This is a genomic window from Bradyrhizobium sp. Pha-3 (genome assembly GCF_042258325.1).
In the GTDB taxonomy this organism is placed as follows: domain Bacteria; phylum Pseudomonadota; class Alphaproteobacteria; order Rhizobiales; family Xanthobacteraceae; genus Bradyrhizobium; species Bradyrhizobium elkanii.
The window spans coordinates 3,567,424-3,587,365 of the sequence record NZ_CP170151.1 but is presented as its reverse complement, the minus strand read 5'-3'; the positions used below and the strand labels follow the sequence as shown (position 1 = coordinate 3,587,365).

Genomic DNA, 19,942 nt, shown 5'->3' with positions numbered 1-19,942 from the left:
ACATTCAATGTCTCATATCCCGATCATATCGTCACTCCGCAATCGTTCACCACCCCGAACAAGGAGTGCCACCATGTCTCGTCTTTCAGTTCCGAACCTCGAAGCCGATACCGGCCCGTCGGGCCAGGTCTACGCCCAGATCAAGAAGGCGATCGGCGGCGTCCCGAACACCTACGCGGCGATTGCGGCCCACGGTCCGGCCGCGCTCAAGTCGATCCTCGCGGCCGATGCCGTGCTGACTGGCGGCAGCCTGCCCCGGCGCGACCTGGAGATCGTCAAGCTCGTCATCAGCGCCGCCGGCGGCTGCGATTATTGTGTCGCCGCGCACTCGCATCTCGCCAGGCTCGCCGGCGTGAATGCGGATGTGCTCAAGCAGATCCGCAACGGTGCGCCGACCGGTGACGCCAAGCGCGATGCGCTCGTGCATTTCGTCCGCAAGCTCGCGCAGTCCAGCGGCACCGTCAGCGACGAGGATTTCGCCGCGATCAAGTCCGCCGGCTACAGCGACGCGCAGCTGGTCGAGATCAGCCTGGCGTTTGCGACCACGGTCTTCACCAACGTCTTCAACCGCATCAACGACACCGACATCGACTTCCCGGCAGTCGCGTGAAGCGACCGAGCGATGTCACGCGAAAGGATCACGACCATGACCACGCTTGCTAACACCACACACAATCCGCTTGTCCGCGCGCTCGACAGGTCCGGCCTGCTGGCGGAGGATCTCGACTATCACGTCGTCCGGGCCGCGATGGTGATCATGTTCTTGTTCTTCGGTTACCAGAAGTGGTTTCCGTATGAATTCGAACGGCTGGTCCCGTTCATCAGCAACGGGCCGCTGATCTGGTGGCTCTATCCAGCGTTCGGCCATGCCGGCGCCAGCTATTTCCTTGGCGCCTCAGAGTGGACGTTCGGTTCGCTGCTGCTCGCGGGCTTCTGGGACAAGCGGCTCGGCGTGCTCGGCGCCCTCGGCTCGACCGGCACCTTCATCGCGACCGTCACCATCATTCCGTTCATGCCCGATGGCTGGGACGTTGCCGCCGGTGGCTTCCCCGCGATGACCGGCAACGTGCCGTTCCTGATGAAGGACGTCGTGCTGCTCGCCGTCTCGCTCTACCTGCTGAGGCAGGACGTGGTCCGTCTGATCCGGCAATAGCTGATCGCGATTGATCGCCGGTGGGCCCCATGCGCACCGGCGATCGCGCGTTGCCGAGGGATTGAGCAGACGCAGAATCTCCGGCACAGCGACATGGCAGCCATTATTGCGACGCAGCACCGAGACACCTGACCCCGCCAAGCCAACCCATTGCCGAATTTGCGGAATGCATTGAAATCGCTGGTTCGTTCCGCACCATCTGGCTGCGCGGCCTCAAGCACCATCGTGGTCGCGTCGTTGCTTCCATGCACGAATGATCCGTCGCTCCGCGGCCATGAACATAGTTCCGCCGCGCGGTCTGCGCTAAAAAGCAGCGCCGGTGTTGTTCTGGGGTGAGTTGATGAAGAAGGACGACGTTACATGCCCGCGCTGCGGGGCCGGATTCCGACGCCTTGAGCTGGCGTCCGGATCTGGAAGCAAGGGCGAGTATCGTTGCCCGGTCTGCGAGACGACCCTCGAGCAGTTCGATGGCGACAGGCTCGTCGCCTACCGCCTGACCATCCAACCTTCGATTCGCGGATTGAAGACCTAGCGGCCGTCTGCATGGAATGCCGGAGCAAAATCTGGATCACGATTTCCGCTTCAGGACATAGCTGTCCATGATCCAGCCGTGCCGCTCACGTGCCTCTCGTCGTGCGGCGACGATGCGAGGGCCGACCTCTGCCAGTTCGCCCGCCATGATGATCTGATCGGGCATGCCGAGATAGGCGCCCCACCAGATTTGCAGCCCGGCAGGATCCAGCGTCTGGAACGCGGCGCCGCCGTCGAGCATCACGACCACGGTGTCGATGCCGGGCGGCCAGCCACCCTCGCGCAGCCGTCGGCCGGTCGTCACGAGGAACGGCTCGCCGATCTCATTGAGCGGCAGCGCGTGCGCTGCGCACAGCGCCTGGATCGACGTAATGCCCGGGATCACCTCGATCGATGGCAACGGATCGAGCCGCCGCGCGATCCGCAGGCTCGAATCGTAGAGCGAGGGATCGCCCCAGATCAGCAGGGCGACGCGTCCCTCCCCGCCGAGGTTGCGCGCAATTTCCTGCGACCACGTCGCAGCGATCGCATCATGCCAATCGTCCACACCCTTGCGATAATCCTCTTCGCCGGCGTCACGCACCGGCAGGTCGAACTCGGCAATGCGTGTGCGGTCATTGCTCAACGCTTCCGCGCAGATCGTTCGACGCAACTCGGCGAGATCCGACTTCGCCGTCCCCTTGCGCGGGATCAGGATCAGGTCGGCGGCATTGATCGCGGCGGTCGCAGCGAAAGTGAGCTGCCGGGGATCACCACAACCGATGCCGATCAGGGACAGCGTCAACATGGCCGCGTCACCCTCGTTCCGGCGCCAGCGCACCGAACAGGATAACGGCAGCCGCCGTGGCCGCGCCGGCATGCGTGAGCTCTTCGGCCAGCGCTGCGATCGTGGTGCGAAGCAGCCGCTCGTCGGCGTGGCCGAGCGATTCCGCCAGCAGCGCGGGCGTGTCGGGCGCGAGGCCGTGCGCGATCAGCCTTGCGGCCAATGCCGGGAAGGTTCGCCGCCCCATATAGACGACGGTGGTCGCTTCCGGATCGGCCAGCGCCGCCCAGTTCAGGTCCGCGGGCAATTCGCCCGTCACATCGGCGCCGGTCACGAACTGGACCCGGCGCGAGGTCAGCCGTCGCGTCAGCGGAATGCCGGCCTGCGCGGCGGCAACCGAGGCCGAGGTCACGCCGGGAATGATCTCGTAGCCGATGCCCGCCGCGCGCAGCGCTTCGATCTCCTCCTCGAGCCGACCAAAAATGCCGGCGTCGCCCGATTTCAGCCGCACCACCCCCACGCCGGCGGCAGCGTAATCGACCAGCAGCCGGCTGACATGGTGCTGCTTCGCCGACAGGCGGCCGGCACGCTTGCCGACCGCGACGAGATTGGCGCCGGGGCGCGCGAGATCGAGGATCGCGCCCGAGGCAAGATCGTCATAGAGCACCACATCGGCCTCGCGCAGCCGCGCGGCGCCTTTCACCGTCAGGAGCTCGGGATCGCCCGGACCGGCCGAGACGAAGGAAACGAATACGCTCACCGGTCCTCCGCAATCAGATGGAAGAATGTACCGGTCGCACAGCCGCGCCGCGATCCGGTCTCCGCAACGATCGCGCCGGTCGCATCGCGCACCACCGCAAGCGGCGTGTCGGGCTGCGCGATGATCGTCGAATAGTGAAACTCGTGGCCGCGCAGGCGTGCGCTGGGGCCGTGGCCGGGCATCGGTGCAGCAAGCTCGGCGAGCCGGTAGCCCAGATGCATGCGGCGCTTGGCATAGCTCGTCTCAAGGCCGAGCAATCCCGCCATCTCGTGGCGCAAGCCGTCGGCATCGGTCAACGCGGCGCCCAGCACCATGTAGCCCCCGCATTCGCCATGCACCGGCCTCGTCTCGGCGAAGGCGCGGAGTTGCGAAAGAAATCGTCCGTTGGCCGCAAGCCGGCCGGCATGCAGCTCGGGATAGCCGCCGGGCAGCCAGCACACATCGGCGTCCGCGTCGGGGCCTTCGTCGGCAAGCGGCGAGAACGTCACGATCTCTGCGCCGGCCGCGCGCCAGGCTTCCAGCATGTGAGGATAGACGAACGAGAATGCGGCATCACGCGCCAGCGCAATGCGCTGACCGGGCGGCGTGATGTCCAGGCTGCGCACGGCTGGTTGCGGCGACCAGACCTTGGCCGATTTCAGCACGGCGTCGAGATCGACATGCTCGGCGACGAAGCGTGCGGCTTCGTCAATCAAACCGTCGATCTGAGCCTGCTCTTCGGCCTGTACCAGGCCGAGATGACGCTTCGGCAAGGCGATCTCGGCGTGGCGCGGCAGCGATCCCAATACCGGAATGCCCGCGCCCGCCATGGCATTGCGCACCAGGGCTTCATGCCGCGCGCTCGCGACGCGATTGAGGACGACGCCGGCAAGCTGCACACCGGCCCGAAAGTCGCGCAATCCCGCAGCGACCGCCGCCGCGGTCTGCGCCTGACCGGAGGGATCGATCACCAGCAGCACCGGCCAACCCATCATCTCGGCAATGTCGGCGGTGGCGCCGGTCCCCGAGACGCCACGCGCGGCGACGCCGTCGAACAATCCCATCGAGCCTTCCGCCAGCACGAGATCGGCATCCGCGCCGCGGCCTGCCAATTGCGCGATCGCTTCGCGCGCCATCGCCCAGCTATCGATGTTAACTGACGCGCGTCCCGTGGCGACCGCGTGAAAGGCGGGATCGATGTAATCAGGCCCACTCTTGAGGCATTGCACCCTCACGCCGCGATTGCGATAGGCGCGCGCCAACGCCAGGGTCAGCGTCGTCTTGCCGACGCCGGATGCCGGCGCAGAGATGACAAGCCCCGCGGTCATTGCGATGATTCCGGCGACGATTCCGGAAAGCGCGGCGCCACCCCGACCGGACGGTAGCGGCGGTCGTAGTCGGCTGCATAGAGACGGCTCTCGGCGAATTCGTCCGCGCCGAGCGTCTTGCCGACCAGAATGAGCGCAGTGCGTTCGAGCTCGGGGCCGACGGCAGTATCGAGCGTCGCGAGCGTGGCGCGCACGATGCGCTGGTCCGGCCAGCTCGCGCGCCAGACGATCGCAACCGGGCAATCCGCGCCATAGTGCGGCGTGAGATCGGCCACGACCTTGTCGAGCAGATGGATCGAAAGATGGATCGCCAGCACCGCGCCGGTCGCGGCAAACGCTGCGAGTGTCTCGCCATCAGGCATCGCGCTCGCCCGGCCCGGCGTGCGTGTCAGCACCACCGATTGCGCAAGGCCCGGCAGCGTGAGCTCGGCCTCCAGCGCCGCCGCGGCCGCCGAGAAGGCCGGCACCCCGGGCGTGACCGAATAGGGAATCTGCAGCGCGCGCAGCCGGCGCAGCTGCTCGCCCATCGCCGACCAGATCGAGAGATCGCCCGAATGCAGCCGCGCGACGTCCTTGCCCTCCGCATGCGCGGCAGCGATCTCGGCGATGATTTCGTCGAGCGACAGCGGCGCGGTGTTGACGATGCGCGCATCCGGCGGGCAATGCGCCAGAACACCTGCGGGCACCAGCGATCCGGCATAGAGACAAACCGGGCACGAGGCGATGAGATCGCGCCCGCGCAGGGTCAGCAAATCGGCAGCGCCGGGTCCTGCGCCGATGAAATGCACCGTCATTCGCCGTCTCCTTCCGCGATCGCCGCAACGGCCATCCGATCCTGTGACGCGGTCCTGACCGAGATCAGGCGCGCACCGCGCCCTGCTGCAGCGATCGCCGCAGCTTCGGCGACCGAGCCCGTTCCGAATCTCGCCTTGATGATTTCGGCCTGTGTCGCGGTTTGTATCTCGGCCAATATCCCCGGAGAAATGCCGCGGACCGGCAATCCCAGTTCCTGGGCCAGCGCCTTCAACGCCGCCGCGTCGGCCTTGTCACTCACCGTTGCAATTGCCGCAAGGCCGTCGGACCCGCCGGCCGCGTCGAGTGCGTCGCGCAAGGACGCGACGCTTGCATCGCGTCTGAATCCGAGACCAGCGACCTTCATCGGAGCGCGCTCCATTGCACGATCGACCGCGCGGCTTTCCAGGCGCGATAGCGGCCCAATGGCTCGGCCTGCGCGATCTCGAGGCGCATCAACTCGCCTCCATGACGTTGGTGCAGATCGGAGAGCAGCGCCTCGGTCTCCAGCGTCACCGCATGCGCGACCAACCGCGTTCCCGGCGCAATCCGTGACCAGATCGCATCGAACATCGCGGCGTCGAGGCCCCCACCGATGAACACGGCATCAGGCCTCGCGAGGTCCGATAAAGCGCCGGGCGCCTCGCCTTCGACGACGGTGATCCGATGCGCCAGGCCGAAGCTCGCCGCATTGCTTCGGATGTTGCCGGCGCGTTCGCTGCGGGCTTCGACGGCGATCGCCATCCCTCCACACAACGCCCATTCGATCGAGATCGAGCCCGAGCCCGCGCCGATATCCCACAGCCGCTCACCGGGCCGCGGCGCAAGCGCCGACAGCGCAAGCGCGCGGACCGGCCGCTTTGTCAGTTGCCCGTCATGCACAAAGAGCGCATCGGCAAGACCCGAGCTGCGTGCGATCCCTTGTCCTCCCTTCGCCTCCAGCGCAACCGTGACGAGGCTGTCGCCCGAATCCTCCACATAATTGTCGGCGCGATGCTGTGTGATGGATTCACGCGGTCCGCCAAGCGCGGCAAGCGTCCATATTGCCGACGCCCCCCAGCCACGCTCCGTCAGCCAGCGTGCGAGATCGGACGCCGCCTTGCCGTCGCGCAGCAGGCAGATGATCCGTGCATCGCGCACGAGATGCGGCAACAGTCGCTCGAACGGTGCGGCATGAAGACCGAGACAGACAGCATGCTCGATACGCCAACCCAAACGAGCCGCCGCCAGTGAGAACGTTGACGGCGCGGAGTGCGCGACCCATTCGCCGGGCCGCAGCTTCTCGACAAGGCCTCCACCGACGCCATGCCAGAACGGATCGCCCGACGCGAACACCACCGTTGGACGACCCCGGCATTCAAGCACGATGTTCGCATCGAACGGAACCGGCCACGCACGGCCGCGGTTGGCGATGCCGGCGAGCGCGAGGTGCCGCTCGCCACCGAAAACCGTTTCGGCTTCGGAAAGCGCGTTTCGGCTTGCGTCGGAGAGGCCGGCAAGGCCATCTTCGCCGATGCCGATGATGGTCAACCAGGGATTATCCATGATGCGCGCCCTGATCCTGGGCGGAACGGCCGACGCCAATTTGCTTGCCGTTGCGATCGCTCGCGCGGGCATCGACGCGGTCTATTCCTATGGCGGCCGCACCCGTGCGCCAGCCGACCAGCCGTTGCCGGTCCGCAGCGGTGGTTTCGGCGGCGTCGGCGGTCTTGCCGATTATCTGCGTCGCGAAGCCATCACGCATGTGGTCGATGCGACGCATCCTTTCGCGGCCGAAATGAGCTGCAACGCGATCGCCGCATGTGCGCAAACCACAACGCCCCTGATCGCGCTTGAGCGCGCGCCCTGGGACAAAACCTCCGGTGATCGCTGGATCGAGGTCGCGGACGTCGTCTCCGCGGCCGCGGCCTTGCCGGACAGCCGCGCCAGCGTGTTCCTTGCGATCGGCCGCCAGCATATCGCGCCGTTCGGCAACCGGCCGCAACATGCCTATACGTTGCGTTTCGTCGACCCGCCCGACGAAACGCTCTCGTTGCCCAACGCGGACGTCATTGTGTCGCGCGGTCCCTTCACGCTCGAGGGCGAGCTTGAGATGATGCGCGCGCGTCGCATCGAGTGGATCGTCGCCCGCAACTCCGGCGGAACCGGCGCGCGCGCCAAGATCGACGCCGCCCGCGTGCTTGGCCTCCCCGTCATCATGATCACGCGGCCACTGCTGCCCGAGAGGCCGCGGGTGGAAAGCGTGCGCGAGGTGATGCAATGGCTCGGTCATCGGACCTGCCTCGGCGCGTAGACCCAGCGGCCGACCCGCCGGGTCGCCGAATTGCCGACGATCACGAGCGTCCGCATGTCGGCCATCTCCGGCCTTGCGTCGCGCAGTTCGACCGTCTCGATCCGCTGCTCGGGCGTGCTGACGGCGCGCGCGAAAATCACGATCCGCTCGTCACAGCCCGCTTCTTTCAAAATCTCGAGCGTTCGTGCAAAGCCTTCCGGCCGGGTGGCCGAGCGCGGATTGTACATCGCGATCGCGAAATCCGCTTCGGCCGCAAGCCGCAGGCGCTTCTCGATCAGCGGCCATGGCTTGAGATTGTCGGAGAGGTTGATCGCGCAGAAATCATGACCGAGCGGCGCGCCGGCGCTTGCCGCCGCCGCCAGCATCGCCGTCACGCCGGGCAGAACGCGAATCGGCAGGTCGTGCCATTGCGGCGCGTCCTCCAGCGCTTCGAACACGGCGGATGCCATCGCAAACACACCGGGATCGCCAGAGGACACCACGACGACGTGGCCGCCTTCCGATGCAAGCCGCAGCGCGGCAGCGGCACGCTGCAGCTCCACGCGATTGTCCGAGGGATGCAGCGTGAGTCCGGCGCGCGGCGGCACGCGCGTCACATAGGGCGCATAGCCGACGATGTCGGTCGCGGTTGCGAGCGCAGCAGAGACCTCCGGCGTGATCAGCGCCTCATCGCCCGGTCCGAGCCCCGCGATGGTCAGCGTGCCGGTCATTGCGCGGCCTCCCTGCGCCGTCCCTGCCCGTGCACCAGCACGATCGCAAAATACGGACACTCGGCCTCGCCGATGTCAGCGAGCCGGGCGACGCGCTGATCCGGCATGGTGCCGCGTTCGACGAGCCACGCATCATCGAGGCGCCCCGCGGACGCCAGCGCGCGGCGAATCTTCGGAAGATTGCGACCGGTCTTCATCACGACCAGCGCGTCGGAGCTGCGCATCCGCTCGGCGAGTTCTGGCTCCGGCAGCGTCCCCATCAGAACGGTCGTCACATCGTCGGCTAGCGCAATCGGCTGACCCACCGAATTCCAGCAACCGACCATGCCGGGAATGCCGGCGATCACCTCGATCTCGACACGCCCCTGCAGCCGCGCATGCAGATGCATGAACGAGCCATAGAAATAGGGATCGCCCTCGCAGAGCACGACGATGTCGATCGCGCGCGCAAATCGCGCCAGGCGCTCGGCCCATTCGTCATAGAAGTCGGCCAGCAGCCGCGCGTAGTCCGGACTGTCGAACGCGATTTCCGTGGTGACCGGATATTCCATCGGATATTCGCTGACGTCGGCGGCGAGCAAGCCTTCGACGATACGTCGCGCCTGCCCCGGTTGGCCCTTCTTGCGGAAATAGGCGACATGCTTCGCGGCACGCACAACGCGGTCGGCGCGCACGCTCATCAGGTCCGGATCGCCTGGGCCGAGGCCGCAGCAGATGATGCGTCTCATCGCTATTCGCTCCGGCTCGCCAGCGCATTGACGGCGGCAACCGTGATCGCCGAACCACCAAGTCGTCCCTCGACAGTCAGCGCCGGCACCGGGGGCTCAGCCATCAATGCCGCCTTGGATTCCGCCGCGCCGACAAAGCCGACCGGACAGCCGATGATCGCCGCCGGCCTTGGGCAATCGGCATCCTCCAGCATGTTGAGCAGATGAAACAGCGCCGTCGGCGCATTGCCGATCGCGACGATGGCGCCGCCCAGATGCGGCCGCCACAGCTCGAGCGCCGCCGCGGAACGCGTGTTGCGCATCGATTGCGCGAGTGCAGGTACCTTGACATCACCAAGCGTGCAGATGACCGCATTGCCGGCCGGCAGCCGCGCGCGCGTAATTCCTTCCGACACCATGCGCGCGTCGCAGAGGATCGGCGCGCCCTCCTGCAAGGCGGCTCGCGCGCACGCAGCCATGCCTGATGTGAAGCGCACATGCGCTTCCAGGCCCACCATGCCGGCGGCATGGATCATGCGCACGACCACCGGCTCTTCGTCTGGAGTGAAGCGGGCAAGGTCGGCCTCGGAGCGGATGGTGGCAAAGGACTGGCGATAGATCGTCGGGCCGTCGGTTTCGTAGACGTGCGGCATCAATGGCCTCCCGTCAGCACGGAGGGATTTGCGACGAGGTACGAACTGGTCAGCCCTCGGATGACCGGCGCATCCCGCGTCGTGCCGCGGCGGATCAGGTTAAAGCCGTCGGCTGTCGCAACGAGGGTGACATCCGTAGAACCGGAATGGGCACAGCCCTTGGCGCAGCCGGAGACGTGAAGCCGCGCATCGGGTGGGATGTGCCGCGCCAGCGCCGACGCCAGTATACGCGTATCGGCATGCGCCTCGCCGCAGCGCGGCGCACCGCTGCAGGCGACCACGCGCAGCCTGGGATCACCGGCATCAGTCACGAGGTCCGCCCCACGGGGCATCTCGCGCATCCCCTCCACCAGCATCATCCGCCACGGCGTCATGCGAAGAGCTGGTGCACTCCCGGCAAGATCGCTGAGCGTCTGGTGCGGCATCTGCCCGAAGGCGACGCCAACCATCGCGCCCGTCGGATAGAGGCCAGGCGCAGGGTCCGCCGATCGGGCCACGGGCTCGGCATCGCCGCGAAGTGTCTCGGGAATGCTCGCACCGCCGACCAGATGAGCCGCCATCCGCTTTTTCTCACCCCTGGCTCCGCCGGAAGCAACGAACCACTCGGCCAGCGCCAGCGCCGCCTGCACAGCCTCGCTCCGCCTGACCGAAAGCCCGCGCTGTGCGCCATCGGCCCGTACCAGCAGTCCGCCGTTGCGATCGCGCTCGATCCTGATATCGGCGGACGCGCGCGCCAGCATCCGCGCATCGCCATCATCGATTGCGAAGCCGAACTTGGTTGGAGGATCAAGCGAGGCACTGGCAAGCACCTGCTCAAGCTCGGTCGCGAGCGAGCGCGTCTCGTCGGCGGCAGTCCAGAACGGCGTCACCAGAATGTTGCGCCGCGCCTCGGTATTCGAGTCCGTGTCCAGCAACCCGAGCTCAGCGAGCCCATCGACCAGGGACGGATAAGCTTCATCGCTGACGCCGCGGATCTGGAGATTGGCGCGGCTGGTCAGGTCGATCAGGCCGTTGCCGTATCGCGCCGCCAGCTCGGCGATTCTCGCACCCTGCGCCGCGTCCAGCCATCCGGCGCGCGGGCGAACGCGCACCACGAGACCATCTCCCGATAGCATCGGCCGCAGCGCGCCGGGACACCAACCCTTGACGGCAACCGCGCTCATGAGGCCTCCTGCAGCGCAGCCGCAATCGAATTGCGCCGCGTCTGCCACAGCGACGCCTCATGCAACCTCGTGAAGCAGGTCTCGATCGCCGCCAGCGCCGCCGGGTTCTCGCGTGCCATGAAGCCGCGAACCTCGTCATTGCCGAGCGTCTCATCGTAGTAAAGATCGAACAGATGCGCCGGCACTGCGCCGGCGAGATGGGCGAACGCAGCCATGTGCTCCAGCGTCGCCGAGATCTCGGCGGCGCCACGGAAGCCATGGCGCATCATGCCCGCGATCCATGCAGGGTTGGCCGCGCGCGCCCGCACCACGCGTGAGATTTCTTCGGTCAACGCGCGGGCATGCGGCTGATCCGGCCGCGTCGCATCGAGGTGATAGAGCGACGGAACTTTTGTGCCAAGGCGCCGGGCCGCCGCCGCGATACCCGCCTCGTGCGCGGCATAGTCCGCCGCCAGCAACAGATCGGTCTCCGGCAAATCCTGGGTGTGAACAAAGCTGTCCGCAGCCGCGAGCCGCGCCTCGATGCCGGCGCGATCGGGCCGCATCTCGCCATCGGATGCGAGGGCCCACGACGATGCCGACAGCCAGGCTTCGCCGGCCGCCTCGCGCGCCTCCTCGGTGAAGACATCTGACAGCGACGCAATGCCAACGCCGTAATGTCCGGGACGAGGACCGAACACGCGCGAGACGCGCTCTCGGTAAGGATTCTCGTCCGCCTCGTCGCTGCGTTCGGACAACGTCTCCGCCGCGGCTTCGAACAACTGGGCCAGCCCTGAGAAGACGTCGCGGAACAGCCCCGACACGCGCAGCGTCACGTCGATGCGCGGCCGGCCGAGCTCCGCCGGCGCGATGATGTCGTAGCCCGACACCCGCCCCGAGCCGTGATCCCAGCGCGGCGCGATGCCGGCGAGGTGCAGGGCCATCGCAAAATCCTCGCCCGCGGTGCGCATCGTCGAGGAGCCCCAGAGGTCGACCACGAGTCCCTTCGGCCAGTCGCCGTGATCCTGCAAGTGACGGCGCAGCAGCTCCTCGGCGAGCTTCACGCCCTGCGCATGCGCCGACGGCGTTGGCACGGCCCGAGGATCGACGGCAAACAGATTGCGCCCAGTCGGCAGCACGTCGCTGCGCCCGCGATAGGGCGAGCCCGACGGCCCCGGCGCAATGTACCGGCCGGCGAGCGCATCGCGCAGCGCGGCCTTCTCCGCCTCGCCGCAGGCGCCCTGCCCGAACACATGCAGGCCGTCGCCGAACTGGCTTTCCTTGAGATCGCAGACGAAACGATCGATCTGCGGAATGGCCTCGGCCGCCGAGACCGACGTCGCGAGACCGAGATCGTCCTCCAGGCCCGCGATCCGCGCTTCCTCACGGATCGCGGCGATCAGGCGCTGCCGCCGCGCCGGATCGAGACCATCGGCGGTGGAGTATTCATCAAGCAGCTGCTCAAGCCGGCGCAGGGCTTGTGGCAGCGCCGCTGGCGCGAGCGGCGGCGGCAGATGACCGATCGTCACGGCACCGATCCGGCGCTTGGCCTGCGCGGCCTCGCCGGGATCGTTGACGATGAAGGGATAGACAACAGGCAGATCGCCGATCAGCGCCTCCGGCCAGCATGCGGATGACAGCGCAACCGACTTGCCCGGCAGCCATTCCAGCGTGCCATGCGCGCCCATGTGGACGACGGCATCGATGCCTTGCCGCCTGAGCCACAGATAGAACGCGACATAGGCATGGCGCGGCGTGCGCGCCAGATCGTGATAATCGGCGTCGCGCTGACCGACCTCACCGCGCTCCGGCTGAACGGCAATGACCGATTTGCCGCAGCAGATCGCCGCGAAATGAAATGCGCCGTCACGGCAATCGGGATCATCCTCCGGCGCGCCCCATGCGCGCACAAGGTCGTCCTGGAGTTGCTGCGGAAGGCTGGAGATTGCCGCGCGATACTCGGCCACGCCCCATATCAACTTCCGGCGCAACAGAACGTCGCCCAGCGATCCCACCGACTCAAGATCGAATCCGGAAGCTGCGAGATCCGTCAGCAACGCCTCGACCGAGGCCAGTGCATCGAGGCCGACGGCATGCGCGATCTGATGCGGACGGCCCGGATAATTCGAGAGCACCAGCGCAAGCCGCTTCTCCTGTGCCGGCTTGCCGGCAAGCCGATGCCAGGCAGCCACGCGTGCGGCAATTGCAGCGACGCGCTCGGCGTCCGCTCGATGTGCAAGATGCGTGAACTGCAGCTCGGGATCGTGCTCACCAGGCGATTTGAAGCTGACGACGCCTGTGAACAGGCGGCCGTCGACCTCCGGCAGCACCACATGCATCGCGAGATCGCCGGGCGAGAGCCCGCGGAGCGACAAGGCCCAATCCTCGCGCCTTGCGGTCGACAAAGCGACCTGGAACACCGGGCATGATGCAACGTCGAACGGCGTCGTGCCGTCGTCACCGGCCGCGGAGAACGCGGTCGCATTGACGATCGCCGCTGGAACGCATTGCGCAAACTGAATACGCAGCCAATCTGCCACGCCCGCCGCCTTCAATGAGGCGACAAACACGCCGTGGGCATCAAAGCCCCTCTCGCGTAATGCATCGATCAATGCATCGACCGGCGCCGTATCACCGGCCGCAAGATAAGAACGATAAAACGTCACCAGCACCCGCGGCCGGCCGTCCGGTGCCGGCAACGCCGTGATGGCACCGCGCCGGGAATCGTAGACGCCAATCTCGGGAAGATCGATTTCGCCGACCACAGGCCCGGCATAGAGTCCGGACGCCAGCGCCAGCTGCGCGATCACGGCCTGCGCGGCAACGGCGCCGCCCTTGTCGCACAGCGCCTTGAGACGGCGCAGCGTCGAGACCGGCAAGGTCGAGAATGCATCCAGCCGCAGATCGTCGCGGCCATCGGCCGGCAGCACCACCAGGGCGATGCCGCGCTCCTTCGCCAGCCGATGCACCGCGGCCAGCCCGTACGGCCAATAGGGTTCGCCGCCGATCAGCCGCACCAGGATGCCGCGCGCGTGCGCGAGCGTCCGCTCGATATAGGTGTCGACCGACAGCGGGTGGCGCAGCTCCGCGAGATTGGCGAGCCGCAGCGACGGCAACGCAGCGCGGCCGCGCCGCCAGCCGGCCGCGAAGGCAGCAAGATCGCTGTCGGAAAACGACAACACCACGAGATCGGCCGGATCCTGGCCGAGGTCCCTTGGCGTCGCGGTCTCCTCAAGGCCGCGGCTCTCGCGGAAGACGACGTGCATCAGACACCAAGCCGTGCCCTGATCGCGGCTTCGTCGATGTCGGCATGTTCGCCGATCACGACGAGCTTCGACTGCCGCACCCGGGCGCCCCAGGGCATGTCGAACTGATGCCGCACCCGCTCGCCGACCGATTGCACCAGCAGCCGCATCGGCTTGCCTTCGACCGCGATGTAGCCCTTGGCGCGCAGCACATTCTGCTCGCGCGCCAATCCCTTGATCGAGGCGACCAGCGCGTCGACATCCGAAACTTCCGGAAGATCGATCACCACGGAATTGAAATCGTCGTGCTCGTGTTCCTTCTCGCCATCGTGATGCGACGGCCGCGCCGCGAGATCGTTTTCCGCCGCCGCCTCGAGCCCGAGGATCACGCGCGCGTCGATCGTGCCGTCGACGACGGGCAGCATCGGCACCTCGCGCGGCATCTCGGCCGCGATCACCGCTTTCGCTGCCTTGATCCCCTCCGCCCCGGCAAGGTCGGCCTTGGTCAGCAACACGAGATCGGCGCAGGCGATCTGGTCCTCGAACACCTCCGACAGCGGCGTCTCGTGGTCGAGATTGTCGTCCGCTGCACGCTGCGCATCCACCGCGACCGGATCAGGCGCAAAACGGCCGGCAGCGACAGCCTCGGCGTCGGCGAGCGCGATCACGCCGTCGACCGTGATCCGCGAGCGGATCTCCGGCCAGTCGAACGCTTTCAGCAGCGGCTTCGGCAGCGCGAGCCCTGAGGTCTCGATCACGATGTGATCGGGCTTCACATTCCGCGCCAGCAACTGCTCCATCGCCGGGATGAAATCATCGGCGACGGTGCAGCAGATGCAGCCATTGGCGAGCTCGACGATGTTCTCGGCCGGACAATTGGCGTCGGCGCACGACTTCAGGATGTCGCCGTCGACGCCTTCGCTGCCGAATTCGTTGACCAGCACCGCGAGCTTCTTGCCGTTGGCGTTGCGGATCAGATGCTGGATCAGCGTCGTCTTGCCGGAGCCGAGAAAGCCGGTCACGACGGTGACCGGAATTTTGGCGAGCGTGGTCATTCTGCGGCCTCCGGCACGACGGGAAGAGGTGGAATGCGGGCGAGCGATTGCTTGCGGAAGATTTCCGGACGGCTGCGCCACGGCACGATGCCGTCAGGCGCCGCCGCATAGGCGGAGGCACCGGCGATCACATCCGCGGCATTGTCGGCGGACAAGCGGCCGTAGACATAGGACCACCGCCCCGGCGCGCTGAGCGCGACCGAGCAACCTTGGCTGCAGGCCGACAGGCACGCGACGGGAACCAGATTGACGTCGTCGGGCACGCCGGCCTCGACAAGCGCGGCATGCAGGCGCGCACCGGGCGCGAGCTCGCCTTCCGCCGGTGTCTGGCCGGCGCGGCAAGTGATGCAGACATGAAGTGTAACGCTCATCGCCCTTCCTGGATTGACAGCGGGAAGCGATGAGGCACACGAACCGATTTTGGACAGGTTCGTTCCCCGTCGCGGAACACCCCGTCCGCCGGTCTCACAACATGCTGCGTTGGCAGGTCTCCCGGCTTGCGGAGCAGGTTTTACCCTTCGATGCCCACCTTCCCGACTCCGTATGGAATCAGTGGCTTGGGCATCTCTCCGGTCACGGTCGCGGGGGCGGCTGCGCTTCGGGCAAACCTTGCGGTCATAGCCCTATCGCATTCCCTCTTCGCCTGTCGTAGGACAGGAACCAACGCGAGCCCACCATTCGTCCAAGCCTCGCACTTGTCAAGCCGAAGGAACGTGATGACTTCAGATGGAAACGACGCTGCGGACGGCGCCGTCGGCACCGATTCTTCGCTGGATGCGCGCCACGCGGACAAGATGGCGAAAAAGAAGGCCGCCCGCGACCGCATCATGGCGACCAAGAGCGGTGAAAAGGGCCTGATCATCGTTCATACCGGCGCCGGCAAAGGAAAATCCTCCTCCGCGTTCGGCATGATCGTGCGCTGTGTGGCGCACGGCTTCCCCTGCGCCGTGGTGCAGTTCATCAAGGGCGCCTGGGATACCGGCGAGCGCCGCCTGCTCACCGGGCATTTCGGCGATCTCTGTCAATTCCACGCCATGGGCGAAGGCTTTACCTGGGAGACGCAGGATCGCGCCCGCGACATAGCGGCAGCGCAAGCCGGCTGGGAGAAGGCCAAGCAGCTGATCGCAGACCCGAGCCTGCGCATGGTCGTGCTCGACGAGATCAACATCGCGCTACGCTACGATTACCTCGCGATCGCCGATGTCGTCGACTTCCTGACCACATCGAAGCCGCCGATGACCCATGTCGTGCTCACCGGACGCAATGCCAAGGAGGAGCTGATCGAGATTGCCGACCTCGTCACCGAGATGACGCTGGTGAAACATCCGTTCCGCTCCGGCATCAAGGCCCAGCCGGGCGTCGAGTTCTGACAGACATCACCATGGCGCGCGCATTGATGATCCAGGGAGCCGGCTCGGACGTGGGCAAGTCGCTCATCGTCGCCGGCCTCGCCCGCGCGGCCAGACGGCGCGGCCTGCGCGTGCTGCCGTTCAAGCCGCAGAACATGTCGAACAACGCCGCCGTGACCGTCGACGGCGGCGAGATCGGCCGCGCGCAGGCGTTGCAGGCGCTCGCCGCCGGCGTCGAGCCGCACACCGACATGAACCCGGTGCTGCTCAAGCCCGAGACCGATGTCGGCGCCCAGATCATCGTGCACGGCAAACGGATCGCCACCGCACGCGCGCGCGAATATGCCGGCATGAAACCATCATTGATGGCCGCGGTGCTGGAGAGTTTTGCGCGCCTGAAGGCGCGCGCCGATCTGGTGCTGGTCGAGGGTGCCGGCAGCCCCGCCGAGGTCAACTTACGCAAGTCCGATATCGCCAATATGGGGTTTGCGCGCAAAGCCGATGTGCCCGTGGTGCTGGTCGGCGACATCGACCGCGGCGGCGTGATCGCGCAGCTGGTCGGCATCAAGACCGTGATCGATCCTGATGATGCCGCGATGATCCAGGGCTTCGTCATCAACAAATTCCGCGGCGATCCGACATTGTTCGATGACGGCTACCGGCTGATCGAAGAGCGCACGGCGTGGCGCGGCTTTGGCGTGCTGCCCTGGTTCGTCCGCGCCGGCGAGCTTCCGGCCGAAGATGCGCTCGGGCTCGGCGAGGCGCGCAAGCCCGGTCAGCGCAAGATCGCATTCCTTGCGCTGTCGCGGATTGCCAATTTCGACGACCTCGATCCGCTGAAGCTCGAGCCCGGCGTCGATATCGTGATGGTACGTCCAGGCGAAGCCATCCCGGGTGATGCGAAGCTCGTCATCCTGCCCGGCTCGAAATCGACCCGCGGCGATCTCGCGTTCCTGCGCGCGCAGGGCTGGGACATCGATCTCTTGGCGCATCATCGCCGCGGCGGCCATGTCCTCGGCCTGTGCGGCGGCTACCAGATGCTCGGGCACACCGTCGCCGATCCCGATGGGATCGAGGGTCCTGCCGGCGAAACGCGCGGCCTCGGGCTGCTCGATGTCACGACCACGATGACCGAACACAAGACGCTGACGCGCGTCAGTGCGGTGCATGCTGCGACCAACCAGCCGATCTCCGCCTACGAAATCCATATCGGGCGCACCGACGGGCCGGATCGCGCGCGGCCCTTTGCATCGCTTGGCGGCGCGCCGGAAGGCGCCATTTCGAGCGACGGGCGCGTTCACGGCAGCTATCTGCACGGCCTGTTCGCCTCGGACGAATTTCGCAAGGCTTTCCTCGCGCAACTCGACATCGCGGCGGCCGATCGGCCCTACGGCGCCAGGGTCGAGAGCGCACTCGATGCGCTTGCCGAGCACATCGAGACCCATCTCGATATCGAAGGCCTGCTCGCGCTGGCGCGTTAAACCGACAGCACAGCGGAAAGGCGAGACCATTCGGCCTCGCCGCCCGGCAAGCCGAGCCGCAACCATCCCGGCTTTTGCCGGAAGGCACGCGACCAAATCTGGCCGCGGGCAAGCTTCGCCTGCGCGGCCAGTGCATCGCCGACCTCATAAAGCCGGAACAGCGGCGTGCCGCCGAGCAGCGTCCAGCCCTGCGATCGCGCTGCCGCGTCGAGCCTGACGCAGTCGTCCGCGAGCCGCGCGGTTGTCGCCTCTGCCCAATCGCGATCAAGCAACGCGCGCCGTCCGATCGCAATCGCGGCGCCCGAAACCGGCCATGGGCCCGCCATCGCGGCAAGCGCGGCGATATCAGCCTCGCTGCCGAGAGCGAAGCCGAGGCGCAGGCCGGCAAGTCCGTAAAACTTGCCAAATGAGCGCAGGATCAAGAGCCCCGCGCGTCCTGCTTCCGGTGCAAGGGACAGGTCAGGAACGGCGTCCGCAAAACTCTCGTCGACGACGAGCCGGCCAACGCGCGGCAGCAGTGCCAGCAACTCCTGCCGATCATGGCGTCGTCCATCGGGATTGTTCGGATTGACGACGATCGCAATGTCCGCTCCCGCGAGCGCGGCGAGATCAGACACCTCGGCGACGTCCCAGCCGGCGGCCGACAACACCGCGGCATACTCATTGTAGGTCGGCGCCACGATCCGCGCCCGCCCCTTGAGCGCCAGATGCGGCAGCAACTGAATGGCGGCCTGCGCACCACCCATCGCCATCATCGGCGCGTCGGTGGCATAGGCCTGCCGCGCGGCGTCGTGCAGCGATTCAAGATCGGATCGCGACGGCAGCGCGCTCCACTGTCGCGGTTCGACATCGACCAGGGGATACGGCACCCGATTGATCCCGGTCGACAAGTCGATCCAGTCGTCCGCGGCGCCGCCGAAGCGCTGCTGGGCGACATCAAGATTCCCGCCGTGCTCACGCATGCGCCGCTCCTTCACGTCAACGCCAGGGCGGCGAACGCCGCAGCCAACAGCACCATGGCGTAGCGATAGAGCTTCAGCCCGATGAGGACGTCAGCGGCGGCCGGATCGCGCGCGCCCTCGTTCAGCCAGGGCTCATCGGCGACGTGACCGTGATAGATGCGGGGACCGCTGAGCCGGATGCCGAGCGCGCCGGCCATCGCCGCTTCCGGCCAGCCGGCATTCGGCGAGCGATGTCGATGCGCATCGCGCAACATGCATGACCACGCCTGCGAACGGTTCGGCGCGAGCAGCACGAACAGAAGCCCGGTCAGCCGGGCCGGAACGAGATTGGCGAGATCGTCGATCCGGGCGGCCGCCCAGCCAAAGGCTTCGTGCCGCTCGGTGCGGTGGCCGATCATCGAGTCCAGCGTGTTGATCGCCTTGTAGCCAAGGATCCCCGGCAGGCCGAACAGCGCGCCCCAGAACACCGGCGCCACGATGCCGTCGGATGCATTCTCGGCAAGGCTCTCGATGGTGGCGCGCGCGATGCCGGAATCGTCGAGCGTAGCCGGATCACGCCCGACAATCTGCGCGACCGCCAAACGCGCGGCCGTGATGTCGCCGGCTGCCAAAGGACTTGCCACCGCGGCGACATGGTCATGCAGCGAGCGCACGGCAACCAGCGGCCATGCCAGGACACCGACGAGGACAACGCGAACCCATCCGGATGCGAGCACGAACTGAACGGCCCAACCGAGCGCCACCGCCAGCGCGATCACCGAGATCGCAGCCGCGACGCCAGCCACGCGCCGAAACGCCGGCGGATCGGAGGCGCGGTTCCAGGCGCTATCGACAAGATGGATCAGCCGGCCGAGCCAGGTCACGGGATGGCCGATGCGGGCAAACAGCGCGGACGGCCAGCCGATCAGGGCATCCACCGCCATCGCCACCGCCATCGCTCCCGCAAAACCCACTTAACCCGCTCCTCGCCGCGATCCCCCTGATGCGCAAGACATCGGCCGAGCGCAAGCCCTCTGTGACGGATTTCGGCTTTGTCTTT

Annotated in this window: 21 protein-coding genes and 1 riboswitch; of the genes, 6 read left to right on the top strand and 15 right to left on the bottom strand. The window is 66.9% G+C overall.

From position 1 onward, the window contains the following. Positions 1-73: 73 nt before the first annotated feature. The 3 genes from ACE10X_RS16625 (at position 74) to ACE10X_RS16615 (ending at position 1,685) form a co-directional block, all read left to right on the top strand. On the top strand, positions 74-610 hold the full coding sequence (locus ACE10X_RS16625; RefSeq protein WP_038382081.1) for a carboxymuconolactone decarboxylase family protein: 537 nt from the start codon (positions 74-76) through the stop codon (positions 608-610). A gap of 36 nt (positions 611-646) precedes the next feature. Continuing rightward, on the top strand, positions 647-1,153 hold the full coding sequence (locus ACE10X_RS16620) for a YkgB family protein (RefSeq protein WP_375764309.1): 507 nt from the start codon (positions 647-649) through the stop codon (positions 1,151-1,153). 340 nt (positions 1,154-1,493) lie between these two features. Next, positions 1,494-1,685 carry a hypothetical protein gene (locus ACE10X_RS16615; protein WP_038382082.1) on the top strand — a complete coding sequence of 64 codons (192 nt, stop codon included), beginning with the start codon at positions 1,494-1,496 and terminating at the stop codon, positions 1,683-1,685. A gap of 36 nt (positions 1,686-1,721) precedes the next feature. Here ACE10X_RS16615 and cobF read toward each other — a convergent pair whose 3' ends face one another. Genes cobF through ACE10X_RS16585 form a run of 6 tightly spaced genes read right to left on the bottom strand, consistent with a single transcriptional unit; the run spans position 1,722 to position 6,851 of the window. Continuing rightward, the gene (gene cobF / locus ACE10X_RS16610) at positions 1,722-2,471 is read right to left on the bottom strand and encodes a precorrin-6A synthase (deacetylating) (RefSeq protein ID WP_375764308.1); all 750 of its coding nucleotides are present in this window, start codon (positions 2,469-2,471) and stop codon (positions 1,722-1,724) included. 7 nt (positions 2,472-2,478) lie between these two features. Further along, the gene (gene cobA / locus ACE10X_RS16605; RefSeq protein WP_304556391.1) at positions 2,479-3,207 is read right to left on the bottom strand and encodes a uroporphyrinogen-III C-methyltransferase; all 729 of its coding nucleotides are present in this window, start codon (positions 3,205-3,207) and stop codon (positions 2,479-2,481) included. Further along, positions 3,204-4,514, bottom strand: coding sequence for a cobyrinate a,c-diamide synthase (locus ACE10X_RS16600; protein ID WP_038382089.1), 1,311 nt, complete (start codon positions 4,512-4,514; stop codon positions 3,204-3,206). The genes cobA and ACE10X_RS16600 overlap by 4 nt, the downstream gene beginning before the upstream one ends. Then, positions 4,511-5,308 (bottom strand): precorrin-4 C(11)-methyltransferase, encoded by a 798-nt coding sequence (gene cobM, locus ACE10X_RS16595; RefSeq protein ID WP_038382090.1) that lies wholly within the window; start codon positions 5,306-5,308, stop codon positions 4,511-4,513. The genes ACE10X_RS16600 and cobM overlap by 4 nt, the downstream gene beginning before the upstream one ends. Beyond that, complete coding sequence (locus ACE10X_RS16590) at positions 5,305-5,673, bottom strand: cobalamin biosynthesis protein (protein WP_038382092.1); 369 nt, start codon at positions 5,671-5,673, stop codon at positions 5,305-5,307. Before ACE10X_RS16590 ends, cobM begins: the two co-directional genes overlap by 4 nt. After that, positions 5,670-6,851: a bifunctional cobalt-precorrin-7 (C(5))-methyltransferase/cobalt-precorrin-6B (C(15))-methyltransferase gene (locus ACE10X_RS16585; protein WP_038382091.1), complete on the bottom strand. Its 1,182-nt coding sequence runs from the start codon at positions 6,849-6,851 to the stop codon at positions 5,670-5,672. The genes ACE10X_RS16590 and ACE10X_RS16585 overlap by 4 nt, the downstream gene beginning before the upstream one ends. Here ACE10X_RS16585 and ACE10X_RS16580 point away from each other — a divergent pair. Continuing rightward, positions 6,850-7,599 (top strand): cobalt-precorrin-6A reductase, encoded by a 750-nt coding sequence (locus ACE10X_RS16580; protein ID WP_304556392.1) that lies wholly within the window; start codon positions 6,850-6,852, stop codon positions 7,597-7,599. The genes ACE10X_RS16585 and ACE10X_RS16580 overlap by 2 nt on opposite strands. On the opposite strand, the gene cobJ is transcribed toward ACE10X_RS16580, so the two are convergent. Genes cobJ through ACE10X_RS16545 form a run of 7 tightly spaced genes read right to left on the bottom strand, consistent with a single transcriptional unit; the run spans position 7,575 to position 15,482 of the window. Further along, on the bottom strand, positions 7,575-8,309 hold the full coding sequence (gene cobJ / locus ACE10X_RS16575) for a precorrin-3B C(17)-methyltransferase (RefSeq protein ID WP_038382094.1): 735 nt from the start codon (positions 8,307-8,309) through the stop codon (positions 7,575-7,577). The two genes, ACE10X_RS16580 and cobJ, sit on opposite strands and share 25 nt — an antisense overlap. After that, positions 8,306-9,037 carry a precorrin-2 C(20)-methyltransferase gene (locus ACE10X_RS16570; protein ID WP_038382095.1) on the bottom strand — a complete coding sequence of 244 codons (732 nt, stop codon included), beginning with the start codon at positions 9,035-9,037 and terminating at the stop codon, positions 8,306-8,308. The genes cobJ and ACE10X_RS16570 overlap by 4 nt, the downstream gene beginning before the upstream one ends. A gap of 2 nt (positions 9,038-9,039) precedes the next feature. Further along, positions 9,040-9,669: a precorrin-8X methylmutase gene (locus tag ACE10X_RS16565; RefSeq protein WP_038382096.1), complete on the bottom strand. Its 630-nt coding sequence runs from the start codon at positions 9,667-9,669 to the stop codon at positions 9,040-9,042. Further along, the gene (gene cobG, locus ACE10X_RS16560; RefSeq protein ID WP_375764307.1) at positions 9,669-10,832 is read right to left on the bottom strand and encodes a precorrin-3B synthase; all 1,164 of its coding nucleotides are present in this window, start codon (positions 10,830-10,832) and stop codon (positions 9,669-9,671) included. The genes ACE10X_RS16565 and cobG overlap by 1 nt, the downstream gene beginning before the upstream one ends. Next, the gene (gene cobN, locus ACE10X_RS16555) at positions 10,829-14,077 is read right to left on the bottom strand and encodes a cobaltochelatase subunit CobN (RefSeq protein WP_304556393.1); all 3,249 of its coding nucleotides are present in this window, start codon (positions 14,075-14,077) and stop codon (positions 10,829-10,831) included. Before cobN ends, cobG begins: the two co-directional genes overlap by 4 nt. After that, complete coding sequence (gene cobW / locus ACE10X_RS16550) at positions 14,077-15,111, bottom strand: cobalamin biosynthesis protein CobW (protein ID WP_038382100.1); 1,035 nt, start codon at positions 15,109-15,111, stop codon at positions 14,077-14,079. Before cobW ends, cobN begins: the two co-directional genes overlap by 1 nt. Then, positions 15,108-15,482, bottom strand: a complete 375-nt coding sequence (locus ACE10X_RS16545; RefSeq protein ID WP_028331460.1) for a DUF1636 domain-containing protein — start codon at positions 15,480-15,482, stop codon at positions 15,108-15,110. Before ACE10X_RS16545 ends, cobW begins: the two co-directional genes overlap by 4 nt. Positions 15,483-15,575: 93 nt before the next feature. Next, positions 15,576-15,791, bottom strand: a riboswitch (cobalamin riboswitch). A 36-nt stretch (positions 15,792-15,827) separates the two neighbouring features. Between ACE10X_RS16545 and cobO the strand changes: the two genes are divergently transcribed. Together cobO and ACE10X_RS16535 are read left to right on the top strand one after the other, a co-directional pair. Further along, entirely contained in the window at positions 15,828-16,481 is a 654-nt protein-coding gene (gene cobO / locus ACE10X_RS16540; RefSeq protein WP_038382101.1) for a cob(I)yrinic acid a,c-diamide adenosyltransferase, read from the top strand. Between the two features lie 11 nt (positions 16,482-16,492). Further along, positions 16,493-17,941: a cobyric acid synthase gene (locus tag ACE10X_RS16535; RefSeq protein WP_038382102.1), complete on the top strand. Its 1,449-nt coding sequence runs from the start codon at positions 16,493-16,495 to the stop codon at positions 17,939-17,941. On the opposite strand, the gene cobD is transcribed toward ACE10X_RS16535, so the two are convergent. Together cobD and cbiB are read right to left on the bottom strand one after the other, a co-directional pair. Then, positions 17,938-18,903, bottom strand: coding sequence for a threonine-phosphate decarboxylase CobD (gene cobD / locus ACE10X_RS16530; RefSeq protein ID WP_038382113.1), 966 nt, complete (start codon positions 18,901-18,903; stop codon positions 17,938-17,940). The two genes, ACE10X_RS16535 and cobD, sit on opposite strands and share 4 nt — an antisense overlap. Before the next feature lie 11 nt (positions 18,904-18,914). Further along, the gene (cbiB, locus tag ACE10X_RS16525) at positions 18,915-19,856 is read right to left on the bottom strand and encodes an adenosylcobinamide-phosphate synthase CbiB (protein ID WP_038382103.1); all 942 of its coding nucleotides are present in this window, start codon (positions 19,854-19,856) and stop codon (positions 18,915-18,917) included. Positions 19,857-19,942: the final 86 nt, after the last annotated feature.

Bases quoted from the DNA above. Each gene is read 5' to 3' on its own strand.
- ACE10X_RS16625 (WP_038382081.1), top strand. From the start codon at position 74: ATGTCTCGTCTTTCAGTTCCGAACCTCGAAGCCGATACCGGCCCGTCG.
- ACE10X_RS16620 (WP_375764309.1), top strand. From the start codon at position 647: ATGACCACGCTTGCTAACACCACACACAATCCGCTTGTCCGCGCGCTC.
- ACE10X_RS16615 (WP_038382082.1), top strand. From the start codon at position 1,494: ATGAAGAAGGACGACGTTACATGCCCGCGCTGCGGGGCCGGATTCCGA.
- cobF (WP_375764308.1), bottom strand. From the start codon at position 2,471: ATGTTGACGCTGTCCCTGATCGGCATCGGTTGTGGTGATCCCCGGCAG.
- ACE10X_RS16600 (WP_038382089.1), bottom strand. From the start codon at position 4,514: ATGACCGCGGGGCTTGTCATCTCTGCGCCGGCATCCGGCGTCGGCAAG.
- cobM (WP_038382090.1), bottom strand. From the start codon at position 5,308: ATGACGGTGCATTTCATCGGCGCAGGACCCGGCGCTGCCGATTTGCTG.
- ACE10X_RS16590 (WP_038382092.1), bottom strand. From the start codon at position 5,673: ATGAAGGTCGCTGGTCTCGGATTCAGACGCGATGCAAGCGTCGCGTCC.
- ACE10X_RS16580 (WP_304556392.1), top strand. From the start codon at position 6,850: ATGATGCGCGCCCTGATCCTGGGCGGAACGGCCGACGCCAATTTGCTT.
- ACE10X_RS16585 (WP_038382091.1), bottom strand. From the start codon at position 6,851: ATGGATAATCCCTGGTTGACCATCATCGGCATCGGCGAAGATGGCCTT.
- cobJ (WP_038382094.1), bottom strand. From the start codon at position 8,309: ATGACCGGCACGCTGACCATCGCGGGGCTCGGACCGGGCGATGAGGCG.
- ACE10X_RS16570 (WP_038382095.1), bottom strand. From the start codon at position 9,037: ATGAGACGCATCATCTGCTGCGGCCTCGGCCCAGGCGATCCGGACCTG.
- ACE10X_RS16565 (WP_038382096.1), bottom strand. From the start codon at position 9,669: ATGCCGCACGTCTACGAAACCGACGGCCCGACGATCTATCGCCAGTCC.
- cobG (WP_375764307.1), bottom strand. From the start codon at position 10,832: ATGAGCGCGGTTGCCGTCAAGGGTTGGTGTCCCGGCGCGCTGCGGCCG.
- cobN (WP_304556393.1), bottom strand. From the start codon at position 14,077: ATGCACGTCGTCTTCCGCGAGAGCCGCGGCCTTGAGGAGACCGCGACG.
- cobW (WP_038382100.1), bottom strand. From the start codon at position 15,111: ATGACCACGCTCGCCAAAATTCCGGTCACCGTCGTGACCGGCTTTCTC.
- ACE10X_RS16545 (WP_028331460.1), bottom strand. From the start codon at position 15,482: ATGAGCGTTACACTTCATGTCTGCATCACTTGCCGCGCCGGCCAGACA.
- cobO (WP_038382101.1), top strand. From the start codon at position 15,828: ATGACTTCAGATGGAAACGACGCTGCGGACGGCGCCGTCGGCACCGAT.
- ACE10X_RS16535 (WP_038382102.1), top strand. From the start codon at position 16,493: ATGGCGCGCGCATTGATGATCCAGGGAGCCGGCTCGGACGTGGGCAAG.
- cobD (WP_038382113.1), bottom strand. From the start codon at position 18,903: ATGCGTGAGCACGGCGGGAATCTTGATGTCGCCCAGCAGCGCTTCGGC.